Below are 24,699 nucleotides of genomic sequence, written 5' to 3'. Positions count from 1 at the left end.
GCATATCCATGTGGGAGCGAGCCTGCTCGCGAAGGCGCCCTGACAATCACCGCATAAACATCAGAAGAAAGAGAGCATCCCCAGCATGAGCGACTCCGGCCGCGCCGACGCATTGTTAGCAGACCTGCCCCGCGATGGCCGTGGCCGGCTCAAGGTTTTCCTCGGCGCGGCGCCCGGGGTCGGCAAGACCTACGCCATGCTTCAGGCGGCGCACACGCAACTGCGCCAAGGCGTGAAGGTTCTCGCCGGCGTGGTCGAAACCCATGGCCGCGCCGAAACCGAAGCCTTGCTCGGCGGCCTGCCGCAGCAGCCGTTGGTGCGCAGCGAATACCGTGGCGTGCTGCTCGAAGAAATGGACCTCGACGGCATTCTCGCGGCGAAACCGAAGCTTGTGCTGGTGGATGAACTGGCCCACAGCAACGCCCCCGGCAGTCGTCACGCCAAGCGCTGGCAAGACATTCAGGAACTGCTCGCCGCCGGCATCGACGTGTACACCACGGTCAACGTCCAGCACCTGGAAAGCCTCAACGATCAGGTGCGCGGCATCACCGGCGTACAGGTGCGCGAAACCCTGCCGGACTGGGTCCTGCAGGAAGCCTTCGAGCTGCTGCTGATCGACCTGCCGCCGCGTGAATTGCTCGAGCGTCTGCGCGAAGGCAAGGTCTACGTGCCGGAACAGGCCCGCGCTGCGATCGACGCGTTTTTCACCCAGACCAACCTTACCGCCCTGCGTGAACTGGCGATGCAGACCGCCGCCGCGCAGGTCGACAACGATCTCGCCCAAGGCTATCGCCAACTCGGGCAGGCCGCGCCGGCGGTACGCGGGCGTTTGCTGGTCGGTATCGATGGCGATGCGCAGGCCGAACGGCTGGTGCGTCACGCCAGCCGCGTCGCCCAGCGCCGGCATCTGCCGTGGAGTCTGGTGCATGTCGACAACGGCAGTGCGCGGGATGAGCAATCGCGTTTGCGTTTGCAAAGCGCCCAGCAACTGGCCGAACGCCTCGGTGGCGAAGTGGTGCTGTTGCGGGCCGGCGAAGTGGCGAAAACCCTGATTCAACACGCCGCCGAACGCCGCGCCAGTCTGTTGCTGGTCGGCCAGTCGCGGCCACGCTTGCGCCGTCGCCTGTTCGGCGGTGGCCTGGCGGCGCGCCTGTTGCGTCAGGCGCACGGTCTGGAAATCAACGTGCTCGACAGTGACCACGAGCAGCGCCAACCGCGCCCGCGCAATTCAGTCACGCTGGTGTGGTTCGACTACGCGCTGGCGCTGGTCGCGACGTTGTTGGCCACGGCCCTGGCCTGGGCGGTGTCGAGTGTGTTGCCGCTGCCGAACATCTCGCTGGTTTTTCTCGCGGCGGTGTTGCTGGTGGCGGTGCGCAGTAGCCTCGGCCCGGCGCTGGCCTGTGCGGCGCTGTCGTTTCTGACCTACGATTTTCTATTCATCCCGCCGAATTTCTCCTTAAGCATTCAGCGCGAAGAAGACGTGCTGACGCTGCTGTTCTTCCTGTTGATGGCGGCACTCACCGGCAACCTCGCGGCGCGTCAGCGGCGGCAGTTGCAAGCTTTGCGCGATACCCAGGAAGAGACCAGCGAGCTGCTCGACCTGTCGCGCAAACTCACCGCCGCGACGGATCGCCAAGCCGTGATCAGCGCTGCCGCGCAACACCTCGAAGGCTGGAGCGATGTGCAATTGTGCTTGCTCAACCGCGACGGGCAGGGCGGCTGGAAAGTCGAAACCGGCGGGCCGCTGCAATTCACCGAGGCCGAACGCGCCGCCGCCGATTGGGCCTGGCAACACGATCAACCGGCGGGCAAGGGCACCGGCACCTTGCCGCTGGGACGTTGGTGGTGGTGGCCGTTGTCGGTCGAGGACGGGCCGCTGGCGCTGCTTGGTGTTTGCGCCAAGGAAGGCCAGAGCTTGAGCGGTCAGCGCCGGCGCTTGCTCACTGCGCTGAGTCAGCCGCTGGCGCAAGCCTTGGCTCGTGCGCAATTGGCCGATGACCTCGAAGCGGCGCGTCTGCACGGCGAAACCGAACAGTTACGCAGCGCCTTGCTGGCCTCGGTGTCCCACGATTTGCGCACGCCGCTGACGGCCATGCGCGGCAGCATCGACAGCCTGCTGGCCCTTGGTGAAGCGATCCCGCTGGAGGATCGCCGCGAGCTGCTCGAAGGCACCCGCGACGAGGCCGAACGCCTCGACCGCTACATCCAGAACCTGCTCGACATGACCCGCCTCGGCCACGGCGCCTTGAAGCTGGCGCGCGACTGGGTGTCACCGGCCGATATCGTCGGCAGTTCACTCAACCGCCTGCGCGCCGTGCTGGCGCCGCTGCAGGTCAGCACCGAAGTGCCGGCCGAGCTGCCGTTGCTCTATGTGCACGCGGCGTTGATCGAGCAGGCGCTGGTCAATGTGCTGGAAAACGCCGCGCGATTTTCGCCCAGCCACGGTCGCCTGCAACTGCGCGCCGGCGCCGATGAGCAGCAGATTTTCTTTGCGGTCAGCGACGAAGGCCCGGGGATCCCTGAAGAGGACCGAGCGAAGATTTTCGACATGTTCTACACCGCCGCGCGCGGTGATCGCGGCGGGCAGGGCACGGGGCTGGGGCTGGCGATCTGTCAGGGCATGGTCGGCGCGCACGGCGGGCGTATTTCCGTGGCTGACGGCATCGACGGGCGCGGCACCTGCATCACCTTGCACCTGCCGTTGCAGGCGCAACCGGGGATGGACGGTGAAGCTTGAAGTCGACTGCGCTACTCTCTTGCCAATCTATTGTGTTGATGTGAATTCATGAGCCAGACCGCGACCATTTTGGTCATCGATGACGAACCGCAGATCCGCAAATTCCTGCGCATCAGCCTCGCCTCACAAGGCTACAAAGTGCTTGAAGCCGGCACCGGCGCTGAAGGCCTGGCACAAGCCGCGCTGAGCAAACCGGACCTGGTGGTGCTCGACCTCGGCCTGCCGGACATGGACGGTCAGCAGGTCCTGCGCGAACTGCGCGAGTGGGCGACCACGCCGGTGCTGGTGCTGTCGGTGCGTGCCAGTGAAGGGCAGAAGGTCGAAGCGCTGGATGGCGGCGCCAATGACTACGTGACCAAGCCGTTCGGCATTCAGGAATTTCTCGCCCGAGTCCGCGCGTTGTTGCGTCAGGCCCCGGCGGGGGAGGCGCAGCCAGCGGCGCTGAGTTTCGGCCCTCTGACCGTGGATCTGGCCTATCGGCGCGTGCTGCTCGACGGTGCCGAAGTCGCCCTGACCCGCAAGGAGTATGCGGTGCTCGCGCAACTGGCGCGGCATCCGGGGCGGGTGATCACCCAGCAGCAGTTGCTCAAGGATATCTGGGGGCCGACGCACACCGAGGACAGTCATTACCTGCGCATCGTGGTCGGGCATCTGCGGCAGAAACTGGCGGATGACCCGACCCGGCCACGGTTTATCGTGACTGAGGCGGGGGTTGGGTATCGGTTGTTGAGTGAGAACGGCCTGTAGCTTTGTAGTGGCCGATCCGGCGCTTTCGCGAGCAAGCTCGCTCCCACATTTGGAATGCATTCCTCTGTGGGAGCGAGCTTGCTCGCGAAGAGGCAAGAATAAACACTGAAGGACTTTCAGGATTTCAACCCTGCTCCTGCTCATACCGATCCAGCGTATCACTGGCAATCTGTCTGCCCAGCGCGATCAACTCCGGCGCCTTGTAGAACTCGAAAAACCGGCACACCCGCTTCGGCACGTTGATCAGGATATCCGGCGGATACCCGGCAATCTTGTACTGCGCCAGTGAGGTCTGCATCACCTCGAAACTCTGGTTGATCAGATCCAGCAGCGACGCCGGCCCGACGTTATCGATGATGAACGAACCGGTAGCGGATTTCGGTGCGCCTTCGCGTTCCGGGGCGGCCGCCGGTTGCTGGCTTTCCGGTTCGACGCCCTCGAGCCACGGATTGATCTCCGCCGCCTCGGCGCGCAAGGCTTCCTGTTCCAGCTTCAACAATTGCTCGGCCTGTTTACGCCGGAACGGCAACTTCGAACCCATGGATTTGATCAGACTGTCGAAGCGCGAACGGAACGCCGCCGGCCGCTCGATCACCGGCAACTTGTACTGGCGCTGATTGGTGGCGTTGAGGTTGACCGCGATGATCAGGTCGCAATGGCTCGACACCACCGGAACGATCGGCAACGGATTGAGAATGCCGCCGTCGACCAGCATGCGGTTGCCCTGCATCACCGGGGTAAACAGGCTGGGAATCGCCGCCGAGGCGCGCATGGCCTGATGCAGGCAGCCTTCCTGAAACCAGATTTCCTGCTGATTGGTCAGGTCGGCGGCGACGGCGGTGTAGGGAATGCGCAGGTCTTCGATGTTGATCTCGCCGACGATCTTGCGAATCTGCCCGAAGACCTTTTCGCCGCGAATCGCGCCGAGACGGAAACTCACATCGACCAGACGCAGCACGTCGAGGTAATCAAGGCTTTCGATCCAGCGGCGGTACTCATCCAGTTTGCCGGCGGCATAGATCCCGCCGACCACCGCGCCCATCGAACAACCGGCAATGCAGGCGATGTCGTAGCCGCGTCTTTCAATTTCTTCGATAACGCCGATATGGGCATAGCCCCGGGCGCCACCGGAGCCCAGTACCAGTGCGACACGCTTTTTCATCAAACTTCCTCCGGACAAGCCTGCACAATGCACGCATCGGCCAAGCGGCTCAATCGCCAAGGTCGTTGCGCGAAGCGGTGACGTCGTTTTTCGTTCGCGGCGCACGCTTGCGCGCTATGCTCTGCGCCACGTGGTTTGACCGATCAGCGAGGCACTTTTTCACCGCTTGACCGTCTTACCTGCACGACTGTTGACCTACCTTGAGGTGTGAGTGATGAAAGCCTGGATCTGTGTACCGTTGATGGCTCTGGTTCTGGCCGGTTGCGCCGGCAAAACCGCGTACCGCGACAGCTGCGGCAGCCAACTCGACGCGGCCTGGCACGAACTGGACCTGGCCAAGGCCGAAGGCTTCGCCGGCACCGTCAGCTATTCCAAAGCGCTGTCGCTGCTGACCGCCGCCAAGACCCAGCAACAATTCGAAGGCTTTGAAGGCTGCAGCAAGAAAGCCGAGAAAGCCCGCTTCTACATTCGCGAATCCCGCGCAGGACGTTAACAGCAGCTGCAAGTTTCTAGCTGCAAGCCACAAGCTTTGAAGCAAAAGCATTCAGCTTGAAGCTTGTAGCTAGAAGCTTGCAGCCGTCTACGGAGTAGACCCCATGATCGATCGCTTGGTGGCTCATGTGTTGAGCCTGGATGTGCGGCTGCTGGCATGTCAGGCGCGCTTGACTGCGCGGACTGATCCAGAGGCGTTGCATGATTTGCGCACTACGGTGCGGCGCTTGCGCAGTCTGTTGCGGCCGTTGCGAGGGTTGCCGGGTGTCGAGCAACTGGAGGCGGCGGCGTCTGCGGTGGGCGAGTTGACCACACCGTGGCGTGATCGCGAAGTGCTCGCGGCGTATCTGCTCGAGCATGATCAGCCCGAGGCTGCGCAGCGGCGTCTGGCGCAAATGGCCGAAGCGTATCCGGCGCTGGCGGCGAGTGCGGAACTGGCTTCGTTGCTGATGATTCTCGACGCATTTCCACGGTTTCTGCGCGCGTCCGAGCGCCAGGGCTTGCTCAAAGATCTGGGTAAACGCATTGAAAAACGCCTGGGCAAACAATGGCAGAAACTCGACGATGCGCTGCACGATCCCGCCCATGACCGCCATCGCCTGCGCCTGCTGATCAAACGCGTGCGCTATGGCATCGAAGCCTATCCCGAGCTCGATCGCTTGCCGAAGCCGGCCTACAAACGCCTGAAATCCGCGCAAGGCGCACTGGGCGACTGGCACGATTGCTGGCAATGGCTGGCGCGTGCCGAGCAGGAGGCTGATCTGCAACCGTGCGTGGCCACCTGGCAGGCCGGGTTGATCAAGGCAGAGCTGAAGGCCGATCAAGTGCTGGAAAAGCTCAGCGCGACCTGTTTCAAACGTTCCTGAGGATGACTCCGTTCCCCTGTGGGAGCGAGCCTGCTCGCGAAGAGGCCGTGTCAGTCGCAATCGTTGTCGACTGATCGACCGCTTTCGCGAGCAGGCTCGCTCCCACAAGGTGATTTGTCGCTTGAAGGAATCGGGCCAAGGCCTATCTGTCAGCCCATTTGACCGGAATAGACGCTGCGCCGCCGCCCGGGGCTGGGTAAGATCCGCGCATTCCTTTCTCGTTTTCCGAGGTTGCCATGCGCTTTTGCGATCTGCTCGATGCTGTCCGCCAACAACCTGAAGTAATCATCCCCGCCGAATGGGGGCAGGGCCGCGCCAGTTTTGGCGGACTGGTGGCCGCGCTGCAATTTGAAGCCATGCGCGCCGGGGTGCCGACGGAGCGCCCGGTGCGTTCGCTGGCGATTACCTTTGTCGGCCCGGTCGAGCCGGAAGTGCCGGTGAGTTTCGAAGTCGATGTGCTGCGTGAAGGCAAAGCCGTCAGCCAGGTGTTGGGCCGCGCCATGCAGAATGGTCAGGTGGTGACGATCATTCAGGGCAGCTTCGGTGCCTCGCGGCCCTCGGAAGTCGCCGTCGAAGCCTACCCGGCGCCTATCATGAAACACTGGGACGAATGCCAAGAGCTGCCCTACATCAAAGGCGTGACCCCGGAATTCATGCGCCATCTGGCGATGCGCTGGAGCGTCGGCGGCATTCCGTTCTCCGGCACGGCCTCGCGCTTGATGGGCGGCTGGGTGCGGTTGCGTGGGGATGTCAAAGAGGAGCCGGTCAACGAGGCGCATCTGCTGGCGCTGGTGGATGCCTGGCCGCCGGCGCTGTTGCCGTATCTGAAGAAACCGGCGCCGGGTAGCACGCTGACCTGGACCATCGAATTCGTGCAGCCGTTACACGACTTGAGCACGCTGGACTGGTGCCAATACCTGGCCGATATCGAACACGCGGCCGACGGTTACGGCCATGTCGCCGCGAAGCTGTGGAGTGCGAAGGGAGAGTTGATTGCCATGAGTCGGCAGACCGTGACGATCTTCGCCTGACTCAATGCCGACGGTGGCGCTCACGCCAGGCGCGCCACCAGCCACCGCTGAGGAAGAACCGCGGAAAGGTCAGAAACTGCTCGACCAGCAAACGTGACACGGCATCTTTGCGATCACTGAACGGCTCGGAGGCTTGCGCCTCCAGGCGGTGACCGTGGCGCTGCAGACCCAGCGCCGCGATGATACCGATCACGCCGATGGCGACGCTGGCCAGACTCAGGCTGAACACCCCCGACACGATCAGCAGAAACGCCACGATAAACAGCGGCACGGCAATCAGGTGCAGGACCAGATTGGTCGGATGCTGATGACTGCCCGGGTAGGCGCGCCATTGCCACGCGGGAAGGTTGGGGTGACGTTTGCCCATGTTTGCTACTCCTCGATCCATGTTGAACTTCATGGTTGAAGAATAGGCCCGGGCGCGGAGGGCGGCGAATCAAGGTTGGCTATTGAAGTGATAGCCGTCATCGCAGGATTCGATGTAGGTGCCTCTGACGCCTTCGCGAGCAGGCTCGCTCCCACATTGATTCTATGGCGCATGTGGGAGCGAGCCTGCTCGCGAAAGCGGATTCACAATTTCAACTGGCCTATCGCCTTGTTAAGCGCCCCGGCCAGCGCCGCCAGCTCATTACTGGTCGTCACCGAATCCACCGTCTGCTGCACGGTGTTCTCGGTCACGTCACGAATACTCACCACCGCGCGATTCATCTCCTCGGCAACCTGACTCTGCTGTTCCGCCGCCACGGCAATCTGCGTGTTGCTTTCGCGCATCTGCGCCACTGCCCCGGTGATTTCCGCCAGCGCCGCGCCAGCCTCTTGGGCCTGCTGCACGCAGTCGTCGGCCTTGTACGAACTCTCCTGCATGAAATCCACCGCATCGCGGGTGCCGGCCTGCAATGCGGCGATCATGCCGGTGATCTCGTCGGTGGAAGCCTGCACGCGCTTGGCGAGATTGCGCACTTCATCGGCGACCACGGCAAAGCCGCGACCCATCTCCCCGGCGCGGGCCGCTTCGATCGCCGCATTCAGCGCGAGCAGATTGGTCTGTTCGGCAATGCTGTGAATCACGCTGACCACGCCGTTGATCTTCTGGCTGTCCTCGGCCAGGCGTTGAATCATTTCTGCCGTCTGCTGCACGCCGTTGGACAACCCGGCAATCGATTGCTGCACCCGCGCCACCACCTGCTGACCGCTGCCGGCGAGGCCATCGGCGGTTTTCGACAGATCGCGTGTGGCGCCGGCGTGTTGCGCGATGTGATAAACGGTGGCGGTCATTTCGTTGATCGCGGTGGCAGCCTGGTCGGTTTCGCTTTGTTGGCCGAGCATGCCGTGGCGCACGTCGTTCATGCTCGAGGCCAGCCGCGCTGCACCGTCATCCAGTTGTCGCGCGGTGCTGGCAACGGTGGTCACGACGCGTTGATAACCGGCCTGCATGGCGTTGAAGGCATTGGCCATCTGCCCGACTTCGTCCCTGCCCACCAGCGGCACGCGAGCGGAGAGGTCGCCGGTTTTTTCAACGTGCAGCATCACGTCTTTCAACGTGTTGAGCTGGCTGAGCAGAAAGCGGATCAACAGTTGCGAGGCGCCGAGCATCGCCAGCATCAGGATGAATACCGCCAGCGCATAGTTGGCGAAACGCTCGCTGAACACCTGGCTCAGGCTCGGGGCATAGGCGATGACCGCCACTTGCTCGCCGTCGGCACGGCTGAACACTTCGGCGCCGATCAACGGATTCTCGCCAAACAGCGGCATTTCATTGATGGCGTTCCAGCCGTTGCTGCCGGTGATTTCCAGCAGCGGTTGATCATTGAGACGCGGCGCTTCACTGCGCTTGAATGTCAGCACTTGGGCGGACTTGGGCAACGGTTGCCCGAGCGGCCAGGCCTTGAGCAACTGCGCCTGCGCTTGTGCGGATGCCTGCGCGGCGTGGCTGCGGGCCTGCTGTTCGAGATGTACGGCGTACAGTACGAGCAGCAGGGTGGTGACAAAGGCGACCGCGTTGACCGCCCAGAATTTGTATTTCAGCGAGATGTTGCTAAGCCAGGCACCCATGGAGGTCTTCTCTGATAGCGGAAACAGTTTTGGCAAGGTGCCATTATTGTGCCGCTATGCAGATTCGGGAGTTTTGATATGAATCAACAGATGCCGAGATCTATTGTGGGAGCGAGCCTGCTCGCGAAAGCGCTGCGTCCTTCAGCCCATTTGTAGCTGATCCACCGCCTTCGCGAGCAGGCTCGCTCCCACAGGGGAAGTGTGCAGTCAGGTGAGAATGGGAAGATTAAAAAACGCCCGGGCACACGCGGTGGTATGTGCGGCCAGCGCTTCCTCAGTCTCGCCGCGATGCAACGCCACCTCGCGCAGCACTTCGGTCAGATACGCCGGTTCGTTGCGACCGTTTTTCGGCTTCGGCCGCAACGTGCGCGGCAGCAGATACGGCGCGTCGCTTTCCAGCATCAGCCGTCCCGCTTTGATCTCTTTGACCAGCGGATGCAGATGCGTGCCCCGGCGTTCGTCGCAGATCCAGCCGGTGATGCCGATGTGCAGATCCAGATCGAGGTAGCTGAACAAAGCCTTTTGCTCGCCAGTGAAGCAGTGCACCACCGCCGCCGGCAGTTGATCGCGGAAGTCTTTGAGGATCTCCAGCAGCCGCTGGCTGGCATCACGCTCGTGCAGGAACACCGGCAATTGCAGTTCGACGGCCAGCGCCAGATGTTCTTCGAGAACCTTTTCCTGTTGCGCGCGCGGGGAGAAGTCGCGGTTGAAATCCAGCCCGCATTCGCCCACCGCGACGACGCTGGATTCGTTCAACAGACTGCGCAGGCGACGCGCGCTGTCAGCATTCCAGTCGCTAGCCGAATGGGGGTGAATACCGGCCGTGGCGAACAGCCGTTGGCCGCTTTCATCCAGTTGCCGGCACAGTTCCAGCGCCTGCTCGCTACCCTCGACGCTGGTGCCGGTCAGTACCAGTTGGCAGACGCCGGCGGCATAGGCACGGTCGAGCACGGCCTGGTGTTTGTCGGCGAAACTGGGGTTGGTCAGGTTGACGCCGATATCGATGAGTTGCATGGTGCTACCTCGGGCCGAAGGCCGGAAAGCATATCAGAGCTGTAGATTTATAAGAAAAGCCAAGAACTACAACGACTTATGGCTGTCTGTTGAGGCCGCGAAGGACTCCGGGGTGGCGACGATGCCATCACTGTGCCAGTCTCTCGCACTTTATCAGCGCGCAAAGCGCTCTGTTTTCGTCGGTGATGTCGTCTTTTTTGCGACGAATCGCCCCGTATTCTTTTCGGAGAGTGGATGCATCGTCCCTCGGTTCTGCTGCTGTTGTGTGCTGCGTTGCTGCTGCCGATGACGGCGGTCGCGCGCCTGCCCGGGCCGCTGCAAGCCGTGCCGGCGAGCAAGGTTCGCGACCTCTCCGAAATTCGCAGCAGCCGCGTGTTGCGGGTGTTAGTCAATCAGAGCCGCAACAGCTCCGGCGAGGTCCAGGGCCAGGCCATCGGTGTCGAGTACCACCGATTGCGCGCGTTCGAGCAATACCTCAATGGCCATGCTCGTGACGGCCAGGAAGTCACCCTCAAGATCATTCCCAAAGCCAAGGATCAATTGCTCGGCGCTTTGCAGCGCGGCGAAGGCGACATGGTCGCGCCCGGTGAATTGCTCGATCTGCCTTCTGGCTACGCGGTCGCCAGCAGTGAGCCGATTGCCAGCAACGTGCCGTTGGTGCTGGTCGGGATCAAGGGCCAGCGCCGTTACACCAAGGTCGAGCAACTGTCCGGCAAGACCCTGGCCTTGCCCACCGGCAGTGCGGCGGGGGAGGTGGTCAGCCAGCTCAACCAGAAACTGGCGCTGCACAAACTGGCGCCGATCAATATCGAGTGGGTCGATCCGACGCTGGCGGTCGAAGATGTGCTGGAGATGGTTCAGGGCGGGATTTTCCACCTGACCATTGTCGAGCAACCGATTGCCGAGCGTTGGGGCAAGATCCTGCCGAAGCTGCGTCTCGATCGGCAGCTGAGCCTCGGCGAGCCGGGCGAAGAACATTGGTTCGTGCGTCGCGATGCGTCGATGTTGCGCGCGAGCATCGATCGCTTCCTCACCGGTTACAAGAGACCGTCGGACGAAGACGCGGCGTTCCTGCGCATCTATCGACGCTTGTACCAGGTGCACAACCCGCTGGCCAAAGCCGATCGCCAGCGTCTGGAAAAACTCCGTCCGACCCTGCAGAAGCACGCCGATGCGCAGAACATGGACTGGCTTAACCTGGCGGCGCTGGCGTTCAAGGAATCGCGTCTGCAGCCCAACGCTCGCAGCGGCAGCGGCCCGACCGGGCTGATGCAGATCACCCCGTCCGCCGCGCAGCGGGTCGGCGTGAGCAATATCCAGAATCTCGATGCGAATGTGCAGGCCGGCGCCAAGTACCTGGCGATGATCCGCCGCAAGTTCTTCAGCAGCCCGAAACTCAACGAGCGTGAGCGCATGGCCTTCACCCTCGCCGCTTACAACATCGGCCCCGAGCGCGTGCAGGGCATGCGCGCGGAAGCCCGCCGCCGTGGCCTCAATCCCAACCAGTGGTTCTTCCAGGTCGAGCGCATTGCCATGGAGCAGGTGGGGATGGGCGCCGTCAGCTATGTTAATAGCGTGAACAAGTATTACCTGGCATTCGACCGGGAGCGAGAGTCGCTCGAGCCCCGGCAGCAGAAAGTGGTCACACGGAAATAATCTAACAATTCGATTGTTATGGCGAAATTTTTGCGCTTTAAACATGAAATAAACTGATTAATATAGCGACCAACCCAAACACACAAACACTTCTGCACAACAAGGAATGCACCATGAGCTCTCTGATCAACAAGGTTCTGTTCACCCGCGCCGGTTACGGCCTGACTGTCCTGCGCATTGCTGTCGGCGTGATCTTCGCCGCCCACGGTTCGCAGAAACTCTTTGGTCTGTTCGGTGGTTACGGCCTGGCCGGCACTGCGCAATGGATGGAAAGCATCGGCCTGACCCCCGGCTATCTGATGGCCTCGCTGGCTGGCGGTACCGAGTTCTTCGCCGGTCTGGCGCTGATCATCGGCCTGCTGGCACGCCCGGCGGCACTCGGTCTGGCGTTCCTCTCGCTGGTGGCGATCTTCTCGGTGCACATCGGTAACGGTCTGTTCATGGCCAACAACGGTTACGAGTTCGCCCTGGCTTTGTTGGCCGGCAGCATTGCGGTCCTCATCGAAGGCGCCGGCAAGCTCTCGGCGGATCGCGCCATCGCCGGTTGAAGGCTCTGGCTCAAGGCAAAGGCCCGCATTGCGCGGGCCTTTTTTGTTGCTGGCGATTCTTGACACTGATCGGTCACGTTCTCTAGGATGTTGCCCATGCGCCGATTTAAACAGCTACTTGCGGGGCGCCAGGTGACTTCTACAGTTACCGTCAGAAGCCGGAACAGGGCTTCGAAATACCGCTAAAGCGCTGGTTCGGTGTTGCCTCTCACCTGCCATGCAGACTTTTGAGGCAGAGACACGACACGATGAACGCACTACGCCCTCCAGCACGTCCCGCGCCGATCACGGCACATGTCACCCAGCGCAACCCGAAAATCCTTCTTGGCGGCAAACACCAGCCGACGCTGTTGCGTTATCTCGATGGCTGGCCACGTCGCAGCGGCGGTCCTGCCGCGTTCCTGATCCAGTTTGTCGATGACGGCGAGTCGCTGGCGCGTTTTGCTACGGACAGCTTCGATCTGGCGGTGATTCAGGCGCCGAGCGCAGAAGATGCGCCGGACATGATCAAGCAACTGACCCGCGTAGCGCGGCAGGGCCTGATCACTCGGCTCTGATCAGTCTTACGGGTATTCAATCGCAACGATGTAAACGAACTGCTCGCCGGTCGGCGTCTGCACCCGCACTTCTGCGTCGAGTGCCTTGCCGATCAGCGCGCGGGCGAGCGGCGAGTCGATGCTGATCAAACCCTGTTTGAGGTCCAGTTCATCGGGGCCGACAATGCGGTAGCGCGACTGCTTGCCGTCCTCGTCTTCGATGGTTACCCAAGCGCCGAAATAGACTTTGTTCGGGTCGCTGGGTTTTTCGCTGACTACCTTGAGCGCTTCCAGGCGTTTGGTGAGAAAACGCACGCGACTGTCGATTTCGCGCAGCATCTTCTTGCCGTAGGTGTATTCGGCGTTTTCCGAACGATCACCCTGCGCCGCCGCTTCACTCACCGCCTGGGTGACCTGCGGGCGACGCACATGCCACAACTCATGGAATTCGGCGCGCATCCGCGCTTCACCCTCGGGGGTGATCAGCGCGGTGCCAGCGGTGCGGGGAGGGCGATAACGGCTCATGGCGACTTCTTGTGATTAAGACCGTTTGAGTCTATCAACCCTCGCGCAACACTGTCAGCGGGCTCGCATTCAGAGCGCGACGCGTGCCGAACACACCGGCGCCACCAATCAGCGCGGCGCCAATCAGCGGCAGCACCAGCAGCCATGGATGCGGATGCCATGGCAGATCGAAGGCGAAGCGGTACAGCACCAGACTGACCACCTCCGAACCGATCGCCGCGAGCAGACCGCTGACCGCACCCAACAAACCGAACTCGATACGCCGCGCCTTGATCAGCAACTGCCGCTCGGCGCCCAGCGCGCGCAACAGCGCACCCTGGCGGATGCGTTCATCCAGCGTCGCTTGCAGGCCGGAGAACAGCACCGCCATCCCCGCAGCCAGAACAAACAACAACACATATTCCACCGCCAGGGTGACCTGGGCGAGGATGCTGCGTAGCTGTTCGAGCAAGGCCTCGACCTGCAGGATGGTCACCGCCGGGAAGGTCCGCGACAACTCGACGATCTGCTGATCATGCCCCGGAGCCAGATAGAAACTGGTCAGATAGGTCGCCGGCAGATCCTTCAGGGTGCCAGGCTGGAAGATCATGAAGAAGTTCGGCTGGAAGTTGTCCCAATTGATCTCGCGCAGGCTGGTGACTTTCGCTTCGCGATTGACCCCGCCAACACTGAATACCATGTGATCGCCGAGTTTGAGTTTCAGGCTTTCGGCAACCTTGCCTTCCACCGAGACCCCCGGCACATCATCGGACGGCTGGCCGCTCCACCACGAGCCGGCGGTGAGCTTGTTGCCGGCCGGCAGATCCGCCGCCCAGGTCAGGCTCAGGTCACGCTGAATGGCGCGGTCACCGGCCGAGTCCTTGCTGACGATCTGTTGTACCGCTTCGCCATTGATGCTGATCAACCGACCCGGTACCACCGGATACAACGGCGCCGCTTGCGCGGACACCTTGATCAGGTGATCGGCGAAAGCCTGTTTGTCCGCCGGGAGGATATTCAGCGCGAAATAGTTCGGCGCGTTTTTCGGTAGCTGGTTCTGCCAGGTGTCGAGCAGTTCGCCGCGCAGCAGTGCGATCAGCGCCATCGACAACAGGATCAGACCGAACGCCAGCGACTGCCCGGCCGCCGCCAATGGATGCCGCAACAACTGGCCAAGGCCCAGACGCCAAGGCAACGAGGCGCGGGCCAGCATGCGGCGCAGGCTTTGCAGCAGCAACAACAGCAGGCCGCCCAGCACCAGCGCGGCGACTACGCCACCGCCAAGCAGGGCGAAGGTCAGCAGCAGATCCAGACTCAGACGCCACATGATCAGGCCCAGCGCACCCAACGCCGCGCCGTACACTATCCATGTGCTCGAGGGGATCGGCAGCATGTCGCGGCGCAACACCCGCAGCGGCGGCACGCGACCCAGTGCAGCCAAAGGCGGCAAGGCAAAACCGGCCAGCGCCACCAGCCCGGTGCCAATCCCGGCCATCGCCGGAAACAGGCCGCCCGGCGGTACGTCACTTGGCAGCAAATCATGCAGCAACGCGAACAGACCCAGTTGCGCCAGCCAGCCGAGCAGGGCGCCGCTTATGGCGGCAATCAGGCCGAGCACGGTCAGTTGCAGGCTGAACAGCACCATGGTTTCCCGGCGTGACAAGCCGAGGCAGCGCAGCAAGGCACTGGCGTCGAAACGGCGACTGGCGAAACGATTGGCCGACAGCGCCACGGCCACGCCAGCCAACAACACCGCGACCAGACTGGCCATGTTCAGATAGCGCTCGGCCTTGCCCAGCGCACCGCCAATCTGCCGGTTACCGTCACGGGCATCCTGGATTCGCTGGTTTGCAGCGAGGCCCGGTTTGATCAGCTCGCGATAAGTTTCCAGCGCCTGCGGTTCGCCGCGCCACAGTTCGCGATAACTCACCCGGCTGCCCGGTTGCACCACGCCGGTGGCGGCGAGGTCCTCAAGATTGATCAACACCCGTGGCGTCAGGCTGTAGAAGTTGCCGGCGCGATCCGGCTCGTAGGTCAGCACGCGGGTCAGCTTGAGCGTCTTCATGCCGACGTCGATGCTGTCGCCGATCTTCAGATCCAGCGCGGTCAACAGACGTGCCTCGACCCAGGCTTCACCGGGTTGCGGTTCGCCGCCGACTTCTTCATTGGCAAATGGCGCGGGCGCGCTTTTCAGCTCGCCGCGCAGAGGATACGCGCGGTCGACGGCTTTGATGCTGGATAACTGAATGCCATTGTCGGTGGCGATGACGCTGGAGAACTCCACCACTTGCGCATGATTCAGGCGCAGTTCGGTGCCGCTGCGGATTTGCTCATCGCGGGCCGGCGAGCTGCCTTCAAGGACCAGATCGGCACCGAGAAACTCGGTAGCGCGCAGCATCATTGCGCCATTGAGTCGGGCGCCGAAATAGCCGATCGCGGTGCTTGCCGCGACGGCCACCACCAGCGCAAAGAACAACACGCGCAGCTCACCGGCGCGGGCATCGCGCATGAGCTGGCGCAGGGCAAGGCTGAACAGACGCAACAGCGGCAGACGTGCCATCAAGGCTCCAGAGGGGCGACCAGCAGCCCGGCTTCAAGACGGATCAGGCGCCGGCAGCGATGGGCCAGGCGTTCGTCGTGGGTCACCAGCACCAGGGTGGTGCCGCGTTCCTTGTTCAATTCGAACAGCAAGTCGCTGATGCGCTCGCCGGTGTGGCTGTCGAGGTTGCCGGTCGGCTCGTCGGCGAACAGCACGTCCGGTTCGGCAGCGAAGGCGCGGGCGATGGCCACGCGTTGCTGTTCACCACCGGAGAGCTGGCGCGGCGAGTGGGTCAGGCGCTGACCGAGGCCGACGCGCTGAAGCAATTGCGTGGCGCGCTCGCGGGCATCTTTGCGGCCATCGAGTTCAAGCGGCAACATGACGTTCTCCAGCGCATTGAGGCTGTCGAGCAACTGGAACGACTGGAAGACAAACCCGACGTGCTCGGCGCGGATTCGCGCGCGCTGGTCTTCGTCGAGATTGCTCAGGCCCTGGCCGGCGAGAGTGACTTCGCCGCTGCTCGGCAGGTCGAGTCCGGCGAGCAGGCCGAGGAGGGTGGATTTGCCGGAACCGGACGCGCCGACGATGGCCAGGCTGTCGCCCTTGTTCAGTTCCAGGCTGAGTTCGTGCAGGATAGTCAGTTCACCTTCCGCGCTAGGGACCACTTTGCTGAGGTTCTTCGCGGTGAGAATGCTTGCGCCCATGGAGAATCCGATGCGTGTATGGTTTTTGAGTGCTGGCCTGGCCTTGATGTGCATGGCCCAGAACGCAGCGGCGGGTACTGTCCTGATCGTTGGCGATAGTATCAGCGCCGGTTTCGGCCTGGATACCCGTCTGGGGTGGGTGTCGCTGCTCGAGCAGCGCCTCAAACAAGAGGGTTTCGACGATAAAGTGGTCAACGCCTCGATCAGTGGCGACACCAGTGCCGGAGGCCTGGCGCGGCTGCCGGCGCTGCTTGCAGAGCATAAGCCTGAGCTGGTAATCCTCGAGTTGGGTGGCAACGACGGCCTGCGCGGGATGCCGCCAACGCAATTGCAACAAAATCTTGCCTCGATGATCGACAGCTCGCGGCAGAGCGGCGCGAAAGTGCTGCTGCTCGGCATGCAGTTGCCACCCAATTATGGCAAGCGCTACACCGATTCGTTCGCCGAGGTTTACGGCAAGCTCGGCGAAGAGAAAAACATCCCGTTGGTGCCGTTTTTTCTCGAAGGTGTCGGTGGGCATCCGGAGTTGATGCAGGCCGACGGTCTGCACCCGGCGGCCGGGGCTCAGGGCAAGTTGCTGGAAAATGTCTGGCCGACGCTAAAACCGCTGTTATGAGGCTTTTCTAGAGGCAGGCTTTCGGCTAATGTGGCGCCCCCTAATTTGGAGCCCCCGATGCCGCGTCCTGCCTGGTCCCTGTTTGCCTACCAACTGATCGAGCCTGACGAGCAGCTGGATCTGTTCGCCTGCCAGGAAGTGCGGGTGCATCTGGTGACGCGTCAGCTGGAACTCGGTGGCTCTGCCGATCGCACGCTGTGCGGCACGCTGCTGCCAGCGCAACCGCGCTGGTCGAATGTTGATCGCCGGGTGTTCCAGGATCAGCGTCTGTGCTCGCTGTGCCGGGCGATTCTCGAATCGCAGAAGCGCGGTACGTCGCCGATCTGGCCCGAGCTTCGATTCGAACTTTAAGATCAAAGATCGCAGCCTCGTTGCATTCGTCAGCTCCTACAGGGAATGCGTTGCAAATGTAGGAGCTGACGAGTGCAACGAGGCTGCGATCTTTCAGGGCGCGACACGGTCTATCGGCGTGTCTCCCGAATCCCCAAGCCGCGGTGTACAATCGCGTCCTTATACCCTTGATGATCATGCGAAGGATTTTCCGGATGTTGCCGCGCTTTCCTGCCGTCACCCGCTGCCTGTCACTTGCCGCCCTGTGTGTGGCCGGCCCCGTTGCTGCATTGGAGCTTCCCCTGCCACCACCCGGCGAAGACATCGTCGGCCAGGTGCAGGTGATCAAAGCCAAGTACGAAGACACCTTCGCCGACCTGGGTACCACCTACGATCTGGGTTATTCGGAAATGGTTGCGGCCAACCCGGGCATCGATGCCTGGCTGCCGGGCGCCGGTACCGAGATCGTCCTGCCGACGCGTTTCATCCTGCCGCCGGGCCCGCGTGAAGGCATAGTCATCAACCTCGCCGAATACCGTCTCTATTACTACCCGAAAGGCCGCGACGTGGTGTACACCTTCCCGCTGGGTATCGGCCGGGAAGGCTGGGGCTCGCCGATCGCGCACACCTCGATCATCGCCAAGACACCGAACCCGACGTGGACGCCTCCGGCTTCGATCAAGGCCGAACACGCCGCTGACGGTGATCCGCTGCCCAATGTGGTGCCGGCCGGTCCTGATAACCCGCTGGGTCCGTTCAAGTTCACCCTCGGCACGCCGGGCTACCTGATCCACGGTTCGAACAAGAAGTTCGGCATCGGCATGCGCACCAGCCACGGCTGCTTCCGCATGTTCAACAACAACGTGCTGGAGATGGCCGGCATGGTCCCGGTCGGCACCTCGGTGCGCATCATCAACGACCCGTACAAGTTCGGTCGCAGTGGCGGCAAGGTCTATCTGGAAGCGCACACGCCGCTCGACGACAAGGGCAACCCGTCGGTGGTCGACAAGCACACCGCGGTAATCAACGCGATGCTCAAGCGTGAGGACATCACCAGCAACCTGCGCATGAACTGGGATGTGGTGCGTGATGTGGTCGCCGCCGAAGACGGCCTGCCGGTAGAGATCGCCGTGCCGAATACCTCGGCGCCAATGGTGAGCAGTGCACCGATCGACCTGCAGCAATAAGCTCTGATTGAAAACCCGCCGATGCGAGCAGCGTCGGCGGGTTTTTTATTGCACGGAGAAAAGCACCGGGCACAAAAAAGCCGACCCGGAAAACCGGATCGGCTCGATAACAATCCCGAGGGATTATTACTTGCGGCTAGCTTTTTCCAGCATGCGCAGAGCACGCTCGTTAGCTTCGTCAGCAGTCTGTTGTGCTTTTTGAGCAGCAGCCAGAGCTTCATCAGCTTTACGGTAAGCTTCGTCTGCACGAGCCTGGGAGCGAGCAGCTGCGTCTTCAGTAGCGGTCAGACGTGCTTCGGTTTCTTTCGATGCGCTGCTGCAACCGGTAGCCAGAACTGCGGCCAGAGCCAGAGCAGAGAATTTCAGAACGTTGTTCATCGTGTTCCCCTTCAAGGACTTTCAAATTAAGTAGCTGTCTCCTCACGATTGAGGAAATAGCCGGCGTACATACTACCCATTACTTGTAGTAAGTAAACTGACGTAGCGCAAGAAGCAAAAAAAATTGTAGGCGTTGATTCTTTTTCGAGCAACTTTTAACTGCGCTGTATAAAAAATATCCAGCTGCAAGCCCCGGCGTGAGCGACTCAAACGGGAAAAGTTCCCGCGCTCGCGCGCTGTTTTTGCGACTTCGGCTAAAGTCTTTCTAAATGAATTCGTCCACACTTTTGTTCAGGTTCTGCGAAGCGCTTCGCGTATCTTTGTTGATGTACAGGTGACTTTAAAAAAGGTCGCACGTCTTAAGTCTCAACATTCCGGCAATGTTCAGGCAAACGGCACGCAAAGATTGTCTTGCGGCCGAACCTGCGACCATCGATGCCAATGCACGCAAACCATCCGATGACGAGCGTACCTTGAGCATTTTCGCCAATGGTGCCTACTATTCAGCAGGTGTCAGATTGCGCGAGATCGGTGTGGCTCTTCTCAGTGTCCATCAGGCACGGGGTGGCGTAGATGTTCCTTCGCCGGAAAAACATCGGTAAGGTAGGGGTCACAATTCAAGACCCGCGAGGAGTAGTGATGAGCGAGGCGTTGTCCATCCACCATGACCAGGCTGGTCATCAATTCGAGACCACTGTGGACGGTCATCGTGCTTACCTGACCTACATGGATCTGGGCAAGCAGACCCTGGATATCTATCGTACCTTCGTGCCCAACGCCCTGCGCGGCCGTGGCATTGCCGCAGCGCTGACTGAACGCGCGCTGCAATACGCCGAAGAAATGGGCTACACGGTGATCCCGTCATGCTCCTACGTCGAGCGCTATATGGAACGCCATCAGCGTCGCGCCGCGAAGATCTGAACCGCACACACAAAAACGCCGGGCAATGCCCGGCGTTTTTTTATGCCCGCAAAACGCAGCTTACGTGCGCTGACGCTTCGGCAATACGTCCTTGAGCTTGGCGTGCATGCTGCGCAAGGTGTTTTCGGTGGCGGACCAATCGATGCAGGCATCGGTGATCGACACGCCGTATTGCAGGTCGGCGAGATCCTTTGGAATCGCCTGGCAGCCCCAGTTCAGGTGGCTTTCAACCATCAGGCCGATGATCGACTGGTTGCCTTCAAGAATCTGGTTGGCGACGTTCTCCATCACCAGCGGTTGCAGGGCCGGGTCCTTGTTGGAGTTGGCGTGGCTGCAGTCGACCATGATGTTCGGCTTGATCTTCGCCTTGTTCAGCGCCTGCTCGCACAGGGCTACGCTGACCGAATCATAGTTCGGCTTGCCATTACCGCCGCGCAGCACCACGTGACCGTAGGCGTTGCCTTTGGTGGTGACGATCGACACGCCACCTTCCTGGTTGATGCCGAGGAAACGGTGCGGGCTGGACACCGACTGCAAGGCGTTGATCGCCACGGTCAGGCCGCCGTCGGTGCCGTTCTTGAAGCCGACCGCCGAGGACAGGCCGGAAGCCATTTCGCGGTGAGTCTGCGATTCGGTGGTACGCGCGCCGATGGCCGACCAACTGATCAGATCCTGCAGATACTGCGGGGAGATCGGGTCGAGGGCTTCGGTCGCGGTCGGCAGGCCTTTCTCGGCCAAGTCGAGCAGTAACTGACGACCGATGTGCAGACCGTCCTGGATCTTGAACGAGTCGTCCAGATACGGATCGTTGATCAGACCTTTCCAGCCGACGGTGGTACGCGGCTTCTCGAAATACACACGCATGACCAGATACAGCGTGTCGGAGACTTCCTCGGCCAGCACCTTGAGGCGATCGGCGTATTCGTGGGCAGCCTTGATGTCGTGAATCGAGCACGGGCCGATCACGACGAACAGACGGTGGTCGGTGCCATCGAGAATGTTGCGAATGACTTCGCGGCCCTTGGTGACGGTGCGCAGGGCGGCGTCGCTCAGGGGGATATCACGCTTGAGCTGATCGGGAGTGATCAGGGTCTCGTTAGAGGCGACGTTTAGGTCGTTGATCGGTAAATCAGCCATCGTTTACTCGTCAGGTCACGGGTGCCGGCCGCCAGCGATCCCCGCGCGGCGGAGCACAGCAGATTTAGCGCGTCGGGGGAGCCGAACCTTAGCGCGTCAGAGGCGGCTCGACAATGGGCAAACCGTGCTTTAGTCCAGCGCTGGCTGCGCGAAAGCCTTGCGCAAGTTGTCGTGGGAGAACTCTTCGGCATGCTCCTCGACCCATTGCAGGGCCAGCGCCTGACTATCCTGCAGATCGTCGTGGCTTTCCTGCATGCGCGAATAGCGTTCGATCTGACACACCTGCTCACCCATTCGCGCGCTGAACAGGGTCTGTTCGTCAGTGAAGGCGATGCCCACCAGATAGCCTTTTTTACGGCGCAGACACCAGGCCACGTAGCCCGGGCAACAGAAGTCGGCATTCAGCGTCGGCATGCGTACTTGCAGTGCAGTGCCGTGGCGCCAGGCGCGGTGGTAATTGCAAGCGATGCCGCCGAGGCTGATAGTGTGCAGCTGTTGTCTGGAAATGCATTCAGGCTTGAGTAACGTCAATTCAACCGGCACTTCGTCCGGATGAGGAATGAAACGTCCCATGAGCACAGACTCCCTGTGTCGGCCATCTGACATTGTTTCCCCCAGTATAGTGGTCGAATCCGAGCTGACCGACTTCGACGCCGACCAGCGGCTGCTGGCGATGCGCGGGGTTTCTCTGGTGATCTTCACCAGCGTCGGCTGTGCCAGTTGTCGTTATGCCCGCGAGGTGTTGCCGGGATTGCCGCTGGCTATCGATCGGCTGTGCTGGATTGACGCCGGCGACAATGGCGGGCTGGTCGAGCGTTATCAGGTGTTTCATTTGCCGGCGCTGTTTGTGGTGCGCGACGGCGAGTTCTTTGGCGCAGTGCACACTCGCCTGACGGTTGATCAACTCAACCAGGCGGTGGCGCAATCGCTGAGTCGAATTGCAGAGGAGTTGCCATGAGCGAGACAGTCAGCAAACCGGTGGTGGGGATTATCGGCACCGGTGCAATCGGCGGATTCTACGGGGTGATGCTGGCGCGTGCCGGTTTCGACGTGCACTTTTTGTTGCGCAGCGAATTCTCGGCGGTGGCTGAGCGCGGTTTGCAGATCAACAGTGCGGTGCACGGGCCGTTGACGCTGAATCCGGCCAATGCCTATTCCGCTGCCGAAGACATGCCACCCTGTGACTGGCTGCTGGTCGGCACCAAGACCACCAGCAACGCCGGTCTGGCCCCGGCGATCATTCAGGCCGCTAAGCCTGACGCCAAGGTGCTGTTGCTGCAGAACGGTCTGGATGTCGAAGACAGCCTGCGGCCACTGTTGCCGGATTCGCTGCATCTGCTCGGTGGTCTGTGCCTGATCTGCGTGCACCGCGAGGGGCCGGGGCAGATTACCCATCAGGCCCTTGGCGCGGTGAATGTCGGTTATCACAGCGGCTCGGCCATTGATGAAGTAGCGCGCATGGCGATCGTCGAGGAGGGCGCCGGACTGTTCCGTGCCGCCGGCATCGACTCGCAGGCGATGGCCAACCTGCATCAGGCGCGCTGGCAGAAACTGGTGTGGAATATTCCCTATAACGGCCTTTCGGTGTTGCTCGGCGCGGGAACCGAAGCGCTGATGGCTGATGCTGACAGCCGCGTGTCGATTCAGGCACTGATGGCGGAAGTGGTGCTGGGCGCCAAGGCCTGTGGATACGAGATCCCGCCCGGCTATGCCGAGTACCTGTTCACCATGACGGAAAAAATGCCCGATTACTGGCCGAGCATGTACCACGACTTTGCACACAAACGCCCGCTGGAGCTGGAGGCGATTTACGCCCGGCCACTGGCGGCGGCGAAAGCGGCGGGCTGCGAGTTGCCGCGCATCGAGGCGCTGTATCGCCATTTGGGTTTTATCGACCGACGCAATACCTGAGTCGGTTGTTTTGGGGGGAAGGCATGGCCAATAACATCGATGACAAACTGGTGCTGGCGATTTCCTCGCGCGCCTTGTTCGACCTGAGCGAAAGCCACAAGGTCTACCTGTCGAGCGGCGTCGAAGCCTATCGGCAATATCAGATCGAGCACGAGGACGAAATCCTCGCGCCGGGCGATGCGTTCCCGCTGGTGGAAAAACTCCTGAGCCTGAACAGCCGCCTCGGTCGCGCGCGGGTCGAGGTGATTCTGGTTTCCCGTAACAGCGCCGACACCGGGCTGCGCGTGTTCAATTCGATTCATCATTACGGCCTGGCGATTTCTCGTGCGGCGTTCGTCGGTGGGCGCAGTCCGTACCCTTATCTGAAAGCGTTTGGCTGCGACCTGTTTCTCTCGACTCACGCCGAAGACGTGCGTGCCGCGCTGGACGCCGGGTTCGCCGCCGCCACGATTCTGTCCGGTGGCGCGAGCCGTGCGGCCAGTGATGAATTGCGTATCGCCTTCGACGGTGACGCGGTGATCTTCTCGGACGAGTCCGAGCGCGTTTATCAGTCCGGCGGCCTGGAAGCGTTTCAGGCCAAGGAACGCGAATCGGCACGCGAGCCTTTGCGCGGTGGGCCGTTCAAGGGCTTTCTGGCAGCGCTCAATCTGTTGCAGCGCGAGTTTCCCGATGACGATTGCCCGATCCGCACCGCGCTGGTGACTGCGCGTTCGGCGCCGGCCCATGAGCGGGTGATTCGCACCTTGCGGGAATGGGATATCCGTCTCGATGAGTCGCTGTTTCTCGGTGGCCTGACAAAATCGGCGTTCCTCGAAGCCTTCGCCGCTGACGTGTTCTTCGATGACCAGACCGGTCATTGCGAGCTGGCTCGCGAAGTGGTCGCCACCGGCCACGTGCCCCACGGCATCAGCAACGAACCGCCGATCTAGAGCCTTTTCATTCAGGACGTTGCGTCGCACGTCGTACTCGCCAAGGCACTGCTAAGCTGAATCAATCTCCGCCATCGTTGGCTCGCGAGGAGGTCCCATGATTCGCTCAATGCTGTATGCCACCGACCTCGGTCTGTACGCACCGTTCGTGATGCAGCATGCCCTGGCCTTGGCGCGCACCTTCAATGCCGATCTTTATGTAGTACACGCGGTGGAACCCATGGGCCTGTTCGCCGAGTCAGTGCTGCAAAGCTATCTCGACGAACAGGCATTGAACGAATTCCATAGTCAGGGTCTGAAAACAGTCATCGCCAATATCGAACAACGGGTGCTCGACAGCTTTCGTGAAGAACTGGGGGACGACGGCGAACAGGATCTGCAACGCATTCGCGCGGTGCGCGTGCTGCAGGGCGACCCGTCGCAGGTGATTCTCGACCAGGTGCACAAGCTCTCGGTCGATCTGCTGATCGTCGGCAGTCACAGCCATGGTGTCGGTGCGGAAACACCGTTGGGGCGCACGGCGGCGCGGGTCCTGCAATTGGCCAAGGTGCCGGTCTATCTGGTGCCGCTGATGGAACGCCGGCGGCGTGAGGATCGCTGAAGCAGGAATAATGGCTTTTTGATAAAAAAGTTCTAGATTTATTCTTCGAACCATTAATATAGTTATATACCGTCGCTGATGCCCGTGGCGTCTACCTGCTT

The 24,699-nt window shown here is 61.5% G+C and carries 26 protein-coding genes; 16 read left to right on the top strand and 10 right to left on the bottom strand.

The window, feature by feature from the left end:
• Nucleotides 1-85 precede the first annotated feature (85 nt).
• Nucleotides 86-2,737, top strand: a complete 2,652-nt coding sequence (locus AB4O12_RS13320; RefSeq protein ID WP_460062320.1) for a DUF4118 domain-containing protein — start codon at nt 86-88, stop codon at nt 2,735-2,737.
• 48 nt (nt 2,738-2,785) lie between these two features.
• Nucleotides 2,786-3,484: a response regulator gene (locus tag AB4O12_RS13315; RefSeq protein ID WP_071173139.1), complete on the top strand. Its 699-nt coding sequence runs from the start codon at nt 2,786-2,788 to the stop codon at nt 3,482-3,484.
• A 124-nt stretch (nt 3,485-3,608) separates the two neighbouring features.
• Here the strand turns inward: AB4O12_RS13315 and AB4O12_RS13310 are convergent, their stop codons facing one another.
• On the bottom strand, nt 3,609-4,646 hold the full coding sequence (locus tag AB4O12_RS13310; RefSeq protein WP_076563739.1) for a patatin-like phospholipase family protein: 1,038 nt from the start codon (nt 4,644-4,646) through the stop codon (nt 3,609-3,611).
• A 214-nt stretch (nt 4,647-4,860) separates the two neighbouring features.
• On the opposite strand from AB4O12_RS13310, the gene AB4O12_RS13305 reads away from it, so the two are divergent.
• The 3 genes from AB4O12_RS13305 (at nt 4,861) to AB4O12_RS13295 (ending at nt 7,035) form a co-directional block, all read left to right on the top strand.
• Nucleotides 4,861-5,139 carry a hypothetical protein gene (locus AB4O12_RS13305; protein ID WP_016770894.1) on the top strand — a complete coding sequence of 93 codons (279 nt, stop codon included), beginning with the start codon at nt 4,861-4,863 and terminating at the stop codon, nt 5,137-5,139.
• Nucleotides 5,140-5,242: 103 nt separating this feature from the next.
• Nucleotides 5,243-6,004: a CHAD domain-containing protein gene (locus AB4O12_RS13300; protein WP_460062316.1), complete on the top strand. Its 762-nt coding sequence runs from the start codon at nt 5,243-5,245 to the stop codon at nt 6,002-6,004.
• A gap of 236 nt (nt 6,005-6,240) precedes the next feature.
• A complete protein-coding gene (locus tag AB4O12_RS13295; protein ID WP_460062314.1) occupies nt 6,241-7,035 on the top strand; it encodes an acyl-CoA thioesterase in 795 nt (264 codons plus the stop codon).
• Between the two features lies 1 nt (nt 7,036).
• Here the strand turns inward: AB4O12_RS13295 and AB4O12_RS13290 are convergent, their stop codons facing one another.
• The 3 genes from AB4O12_RS13290 to AB4O12_RS13280 all read right to left on the bottom strand — a co-directional run bounded on the left by AB4O12_RS13290 (nt 7,037) and on the right by AB4O12_RS13280 (nt 10,101).
• On the bottom strand, nt 7,037-7,402 hold the full coding sequence (locus tag AB4O12_RS13290) for a DUF962 domain-containing protein (RefSeq protein ID WP_460062312.1): 366 nt from the start codon (nt 7,400-7,402) through the stop codon (nt 7,037-7,039).
• A gap of 203 nt (nt 7,403-7,605) precedes the next feature.
• Nucleotides 7,606-9,087 carry a methyl-accepting chemotaxis protein gene (locus tag AB4O12_RS13285; protein WP_460062309.1) on the bottom strand — a complete coding sequence of 494 codons (1,482 nt, stop codon included), beginning with the start codon at nt 9,085-9,087 and terminating at the stop codon, nt 7,606-7,608.
• A gap of 207 nt (nt 9,088-9,294) precedes the next feature.
• Nucleotides 9,295-10,101, bottom strand: coding sequence for a TatD family hydrolase (locus tag AB4O12_RS13280; protein WP_460062307.1), 807 nt, complete (start codon nt 10,099-10,101; stop codon nt 9,295-9,297).
• Nucleotides 10,102-10,335: 234 nt separating this feature from the next.
• Between AB4O12_RS13280 and AB4O12_RS13275 the strand changes: the two genes are divergently transcribed.
• The 3 genes from AB4O12_RS13275 to AB4O12_RS13265 all read left to right on the top strand — a co-directional run bounded on the left by AB4O12_RS13275 (nt 10,336) and on the right by AB4O12_RS13265 (nt 12,862).
• The gene (locus AB4O12_RS13275; protein ID WP_122507529.1) at nt 10,336-11,757 is read left to right on the top strand and encodes an MltF family protein; all 1,422 of its coding nucleotides are present in this window, start codon (nt 10,336-10,338) and stop codon (nt 11,755-11,757) included.
• A gap of 113 nt (nt 11,758-11,870) precedes the next feature.
• Nucleotides 11,871-12,305: a DoxX family protein gene (locus tag AB4O12_RS13270; protein ID WP_016770887.1), complete on the top strand. Its 435-nt coding sequence runs from the start codon at nt 11,871-11,873 to the stop codon at nt 12,303-12,305.
• Between the two features lie 248 nt (nt 12,306-12,553).
• Entirely contained in the window at nt 12,554-12,862 is a 309-nt protein-coding gene (locus tag AB4O12_RS13265) for a class I SAM-dependent methyltransferase (protein WP_423521639.1), read from the top strand.
• Nucleotides 12,863-12,868: 6 nt separating this feature from the next.
• Here AB4O12_RS13265 and greB read toward each other — a convergent pair whose 3' ends face one another.
• The 3 genes from greB to AB4O12_RS13250 are packed head-to-tail and all read right to left on the bottom strand — an operon-like array spanning nt 12,869 to nt 16,588.
• On the bottom strand, nt 12,869-13,366 hold the full coding sequence (gene greB / locus AB4O12_RS13260; protein WP_071173132.1) for a transcription elongation factor GreB: 498 nt from the start codon (nt 13,364-13,366) through the stop codon (nt 12,869-12,871).
• A 34-nt stretch (nt 13,367-13,400) separates the two neighbouring features.
• Entirely contained in the window at nt 13,401-15,905 is a 2,505-nt protein-coding gene (locus tag AB4O12_RS13255; RefSeq protein WP_460062302.1) for an ABC transporter permease, read from the bottom strand.
• Nucleotides 15,905-16,588: an ABC transporter ATP-binding protein gene (locus AB4O12_RS13250; RefSeq protein WP_016770883.1), complete on the bottom strand. Its 684-nt coding sequence runs from the start codon at nt 16,586-16,588 to the stop codon at nt 15,905-15,907. Before AB4O12_RS13250 ends, AB4O12_RS13255 begins: the two co-directional genes overlap by 1 nt.
• 10 nt (nt 16,589-16,598) lie before the next feature.
• Here AB4O12_RS13250 and AB4O12_RS13245 point away from each other — a divergent pair, with 10 nt between their 5' ends.
• The 3 genes from AB4O12_RS13245 (at nt 16,599) to AB4O12_RS13235 (ending at nt 18,721) form a co-directional block, all read left to right on the top strand.
• Nucleotides 16,599-17,204, top strand: a complete 606-nt coding sequence (locus AB4O12_RS13245) for an arylesterase (protein WP_460062300.1) — start codon at nt 16,599-16,601, stop codon at nt 17,202-17,204.
• Between the two features lie 57 nt (nt 17,205-17,261).
• Nucleotides 17,262-17,555, top strand: coding sequence for a hypothetical protein (locus AB4O12_RS13240; RefSeq protein ID WP_016770881.1), 294 nt, complete (start codon nt 17,262-17,264; stop codon nt 17,553-17,555).
• A gap of 194 nt (nt 17,556-17,749) precedes the next feature.
• Nucleotides 17,750-18,721, top strand: coding sequence for a L,D-transpeptidase family protein (locus AB4O12_RS13235; RefSeq protein WP_024013783.1), 972 nt, complete (start codon nt 17,750-17,752; stop codon nt 18,719-18,721).
• A 126-nt stretch (nt 18,722-18,847) separates the two neighbouring features.
• Here AB4O12_RS13235 and oprI read toward each other — a convergent pair whose 3' ends face one another.
• A complete protein-coding gene (gene oprI / locus AB4O12_RS13230) occupies nt 18,848-19,099 on the bottom strand; it encodes an outer membrane lipoprotei OprI (protein WP_003183784.1) in 252 nt (83 codons plus the stop codon).
• Nucleotides 19,100-19,738: 639 nt separating this feature from the next.
• On the opposite strand from oprI, the gene AB4O12_RS13225 reads away from it, so the two are divergent.
• Nucleotides 19,739-20,020: a GNAT family N-acetyltransferase gene (locus tag AB4O12_RS13225; RefSeq protein ID WP_016770879.1), complete on the top strand. Its 282-nt coding sequence runs from the start codon at nt 19,739-19,741 to the stop codon at nt 20,018-20,020.
• A 60-nt stretch (nt 20,021-20,080) separates the two neighbouring features.
• Here AB4O12_RS13225 and AB4O12_RS13220 read toward each other — a convergent pair whose 3' ends face one another.
• Nucleotides 20,081-21,157, bottom strand: coding sequence for a 3-deoxy-7-phosphoheptulonate synthase (locus tag AB4O12_RS13220; RefSeq protein ID WP_016770878.1), 1,077 nt, complete (start codon nt 21,155-21,157; stop codon nt 20,081-20,083).
• A 129-nt stretch (nt 21,158-21,286) separates the two neighbouring features.
• Entirely contained in the window at nt 21,287-21,730 is a 444-nt protein-coding gene (locus tag AB4O12_RS13215; protein ID WP_150637752.1) for a PilZ domain-containing protein, read from the bottom strand.
• On the opposite strand from AB4O12_RS13215, the gene AB4O12_RS13210 reads away from it, so the two are divergent.
• The 4 genes from AB4O12_RS13210 to AB4O12_RS13195 all read left to right on the top strand — a co-directional run bounded on the left by AB4O12_RS13210 (nt 21,729) and on the right by AB4O12_RS13195 (nt 24,598).
• Complete coding sequence (locus AB4O12_RS13210; RefSeq protein ID WP_041478405.1) at nt 21,729-22,115, top strand: thioredoxin family protein; 387 nt, start codon at nt 21,729-21,731, stop codon at nt 22,113-22,115. The genes AB4O12_RS13215 and AB4O12_RS13210 overlap by 2 nt on opposite strands.
• The gene (locus tag AB4O12_RS13205) at nt 22,112-23,068 is read left to right on the top strand and encodes a putative 2-dehydropantoate 2-reductase (RefSeq protein WP_460062294.1); all 957 of its coding nucleotides are present in this window, start codon (nt 22,112-22,114) and stop codon (nt 23,066-23,068) included. Before AB4O12_RS13210 ends, AB4O12_RS13205 begins: the two co-directional genes overlap by 4 nt.
• A 23-nt stretch (nt 23,069-23,091) precedes the next feature.
• Nucleotides 23,092-23,997 (top strand): 5'-nucleotidase, encoded by a 906-nt coding sequence (locus AB4O12_RS13200; protein WP_024013777.1) that lies wholly within the window; start codon nt 23,092-23,094, stop codon nt 23,995-23,997.
• Nucleotides 23,998-24,094: 97 nt separating this feature from the next.
• Nucleotides 24,095-24,598, top strand: a complete 504-nt coding sequence (locus AB4O12_RS13195) for a universal stress protein (protein WP_016770874.1) — start codon at nt 24,095-24,097, stop codon at nt 24,596-24,598.
• The last annotated feature ends 101 nt before the right edge of the window (nt 24,599-24,699 follow it).

The sequence above is a fragment of the Pseudomonas sp. S2_A05 genome (assembly GCF_054668485.1).
The sequence above is the reverse complement of the archived record's forward strand: the minus strand, read 5'-3'. Positions and strand labels throughout refer to the sequence as shown.

Bases quoted from the DNA above. Each gene is read 5' to 3' on its own strand.
- AB4O12_RS13235 (WP_024013783.1), top strand. From the start codon at position 17,750: ATGTTGCCGCGCTTTCCTGCCGTCACCCGCTGCCTGTCACTTGCCGCC.
- greB (WP_071173132.1), bottom strand. From the start codon at position 13,366: ATGAGCCGTTATCGCCCTCCCCGCACCGCTGGCACCGCGCTGATCACC.
- AB4O12_RS13205 (WP_460062294.1), top strand. From the start codon at position 22,112: ATGAGCGAGACAGTCAGCAAACCGGTGGTGGGGATTATCGGCACCGGT.
- AB4O12_RS13220 (WP_016770878.1), bottom strand. From the start codon at position 21,157: ATGGCTGATTTACCGATCAACGACCTAAACGTCGCCTCTAACGAGACC.
- AB4O12_RS13310 (WP_076563739.1), bottom strand. From the start codon at position 4,646: ATGAAAAAGCGTGTCGCACTGGTACTGGGCTCCGGTGGCGCCCGGGGC.
- AB4O12_RS13245 (WP_460062300.1), top strand. From the start codon at position 16,599: ATGCGTGTATGGTTTTTGAGTGCTGGCCTGGCCTTGATGTGCATGGCC.
- AB4O12_RS13270 (WP_016770887.1), top strand. From the start codon at position 11,871: ATGAGCTCTCTGATCAACAAGGTTCTGTTCACCCGCGCCGGTTACGGC.
- AB4O12_RS13255 (WP_460062302.1), bottom strand. From the start codon at position 15,905: ATGGCACGTCTGCCGCTGTTGCGTCTGTTCAGCCTTGCCCTGCGCCAG.
- oprI (WP_003183784.1), bottom strand. From the start codon at position 19,099: ATGAACAACGTTCTGAAATTCTCTGCTCTGGCTCTGGCCGCAGTTCTG.
- AB4O12_RS13200 (WP_024013777.1), top strand. From the start codon at position 23,092: ATGGCCAATAACATCGATGACAAACTGGTGCTGGCGATTTCCTCGCGC.
- AB4O12_RS13320 (WP_460062320.1), top strand. From the start codon at position 86: ATGAGCGACTCCGGCCGCGCCGACGCATTGTTAGCAGACCTGCCCCGC.
- AB4O12_RS13250 (WP_016770883.1), bottom strand. From the start codon at position 16,588: ATGGGCGCAAGCATTCTCACCGCGAAGAACCTCAGCAAAGTGGTCCCT.
- AB4O12_RS13305 (WP_016770894.1), top strand. From the start codon at position 4,861: ATGAAAGCCTGGATCTGTGTACCGTTGATGGCTCTGGTTCTGGCCGGT.
- AB4O12_RS13275 (WP_122507529.1), top strand. From the start codon at position 10,336: ATGCATCGTCCCTCGGTTCTGCTGCTGTTGTGTGCTGCGTTGCTGCTG.
- AB4O12_RS13265 (WP_423521639.1), top strand. From the start codon at position 12,554: ATGAACGCACTACGCCCTCCAGCACGTCCCGCGCCGATCACGGCACAT.
- AB4O12_RS13210 (WP_041478405.1), top strand. From the start codon at position 21,729: ATGAGCACAGACTCCCTGTGTCGGCCATCTGACATTGTTTCCCCCAGT.
- AB4O12_RS13195 (WP_016770874.1), top strand. From the start codon at position 24,095: ATGATTCGCTCAATGCTGTATGCCACCGACCTCGGTCTGTACGCACCG.
- AB4O12_RS13225 (WP_016770879.1), top strand. From the start codon at position 19,739: ATGAGCGAGGCGTTGTCCATCCACCATGACCAGGCTGGTCATCAATTC.
- AB4O12_RS13240 (WP_016770881.1), top strand. From the start codon at position 17,262: ATGCCGCGTCCTGCCTGGTCCCTGTTTGCCTACCAACTGATCGAGCCT.
- AB4O12_RS13315 (WP_071173139.1), top strand. From the start codon at position 2,786: ATGAGCCAGACCGCGACCATTTTGGTCATCGATGACGAACCGCAGATC.
- AB4O12_RS13290 (WP_460062312.1), bottom strand. From the start codon at position 7,402: ATGGGCAAACGTCACCCCAACCTTCCCGCGTGGCAATGGCGCGCCTAC.
- AB4O12_RS13215 (WP_150637752.1), bottom strand. From the start codon at position 21,730: ATGGGACGTTTCATTCCTCATCCGGACGAAGTGCCGGTTGAATTGACG.
- AB4O12_RS13295 (WP_460062314.1), top strand. From the start codon at position 6,241: ATGCGCTTTTGCGATCTGCTCGATGCTGTCCGCCAACAACCTGAAGTA.
- AB4O12_RS13280 (WP_460062307.1), bottom strand. From the start codon at position 10,101: ATGCAACTCATCGATATCGGCGTCAACCTGACCAACCCCAGTTTCGCC.
- AB4O12_RS13300 (WP_460062316.1), top strand. From the start codon at position 5,243: ATGATCGATCGCTTGGTGGCTCATGTGTTGAGCCTGGATGTGCGGCTG.
- AB4O12_RS13285 (WP_460062309.1), bottom strand. From the start codon at position 9,087: ATGGGTGCCTGGCTTAGCAACATCTCGCTGAAATACAAATTCTGGGCG.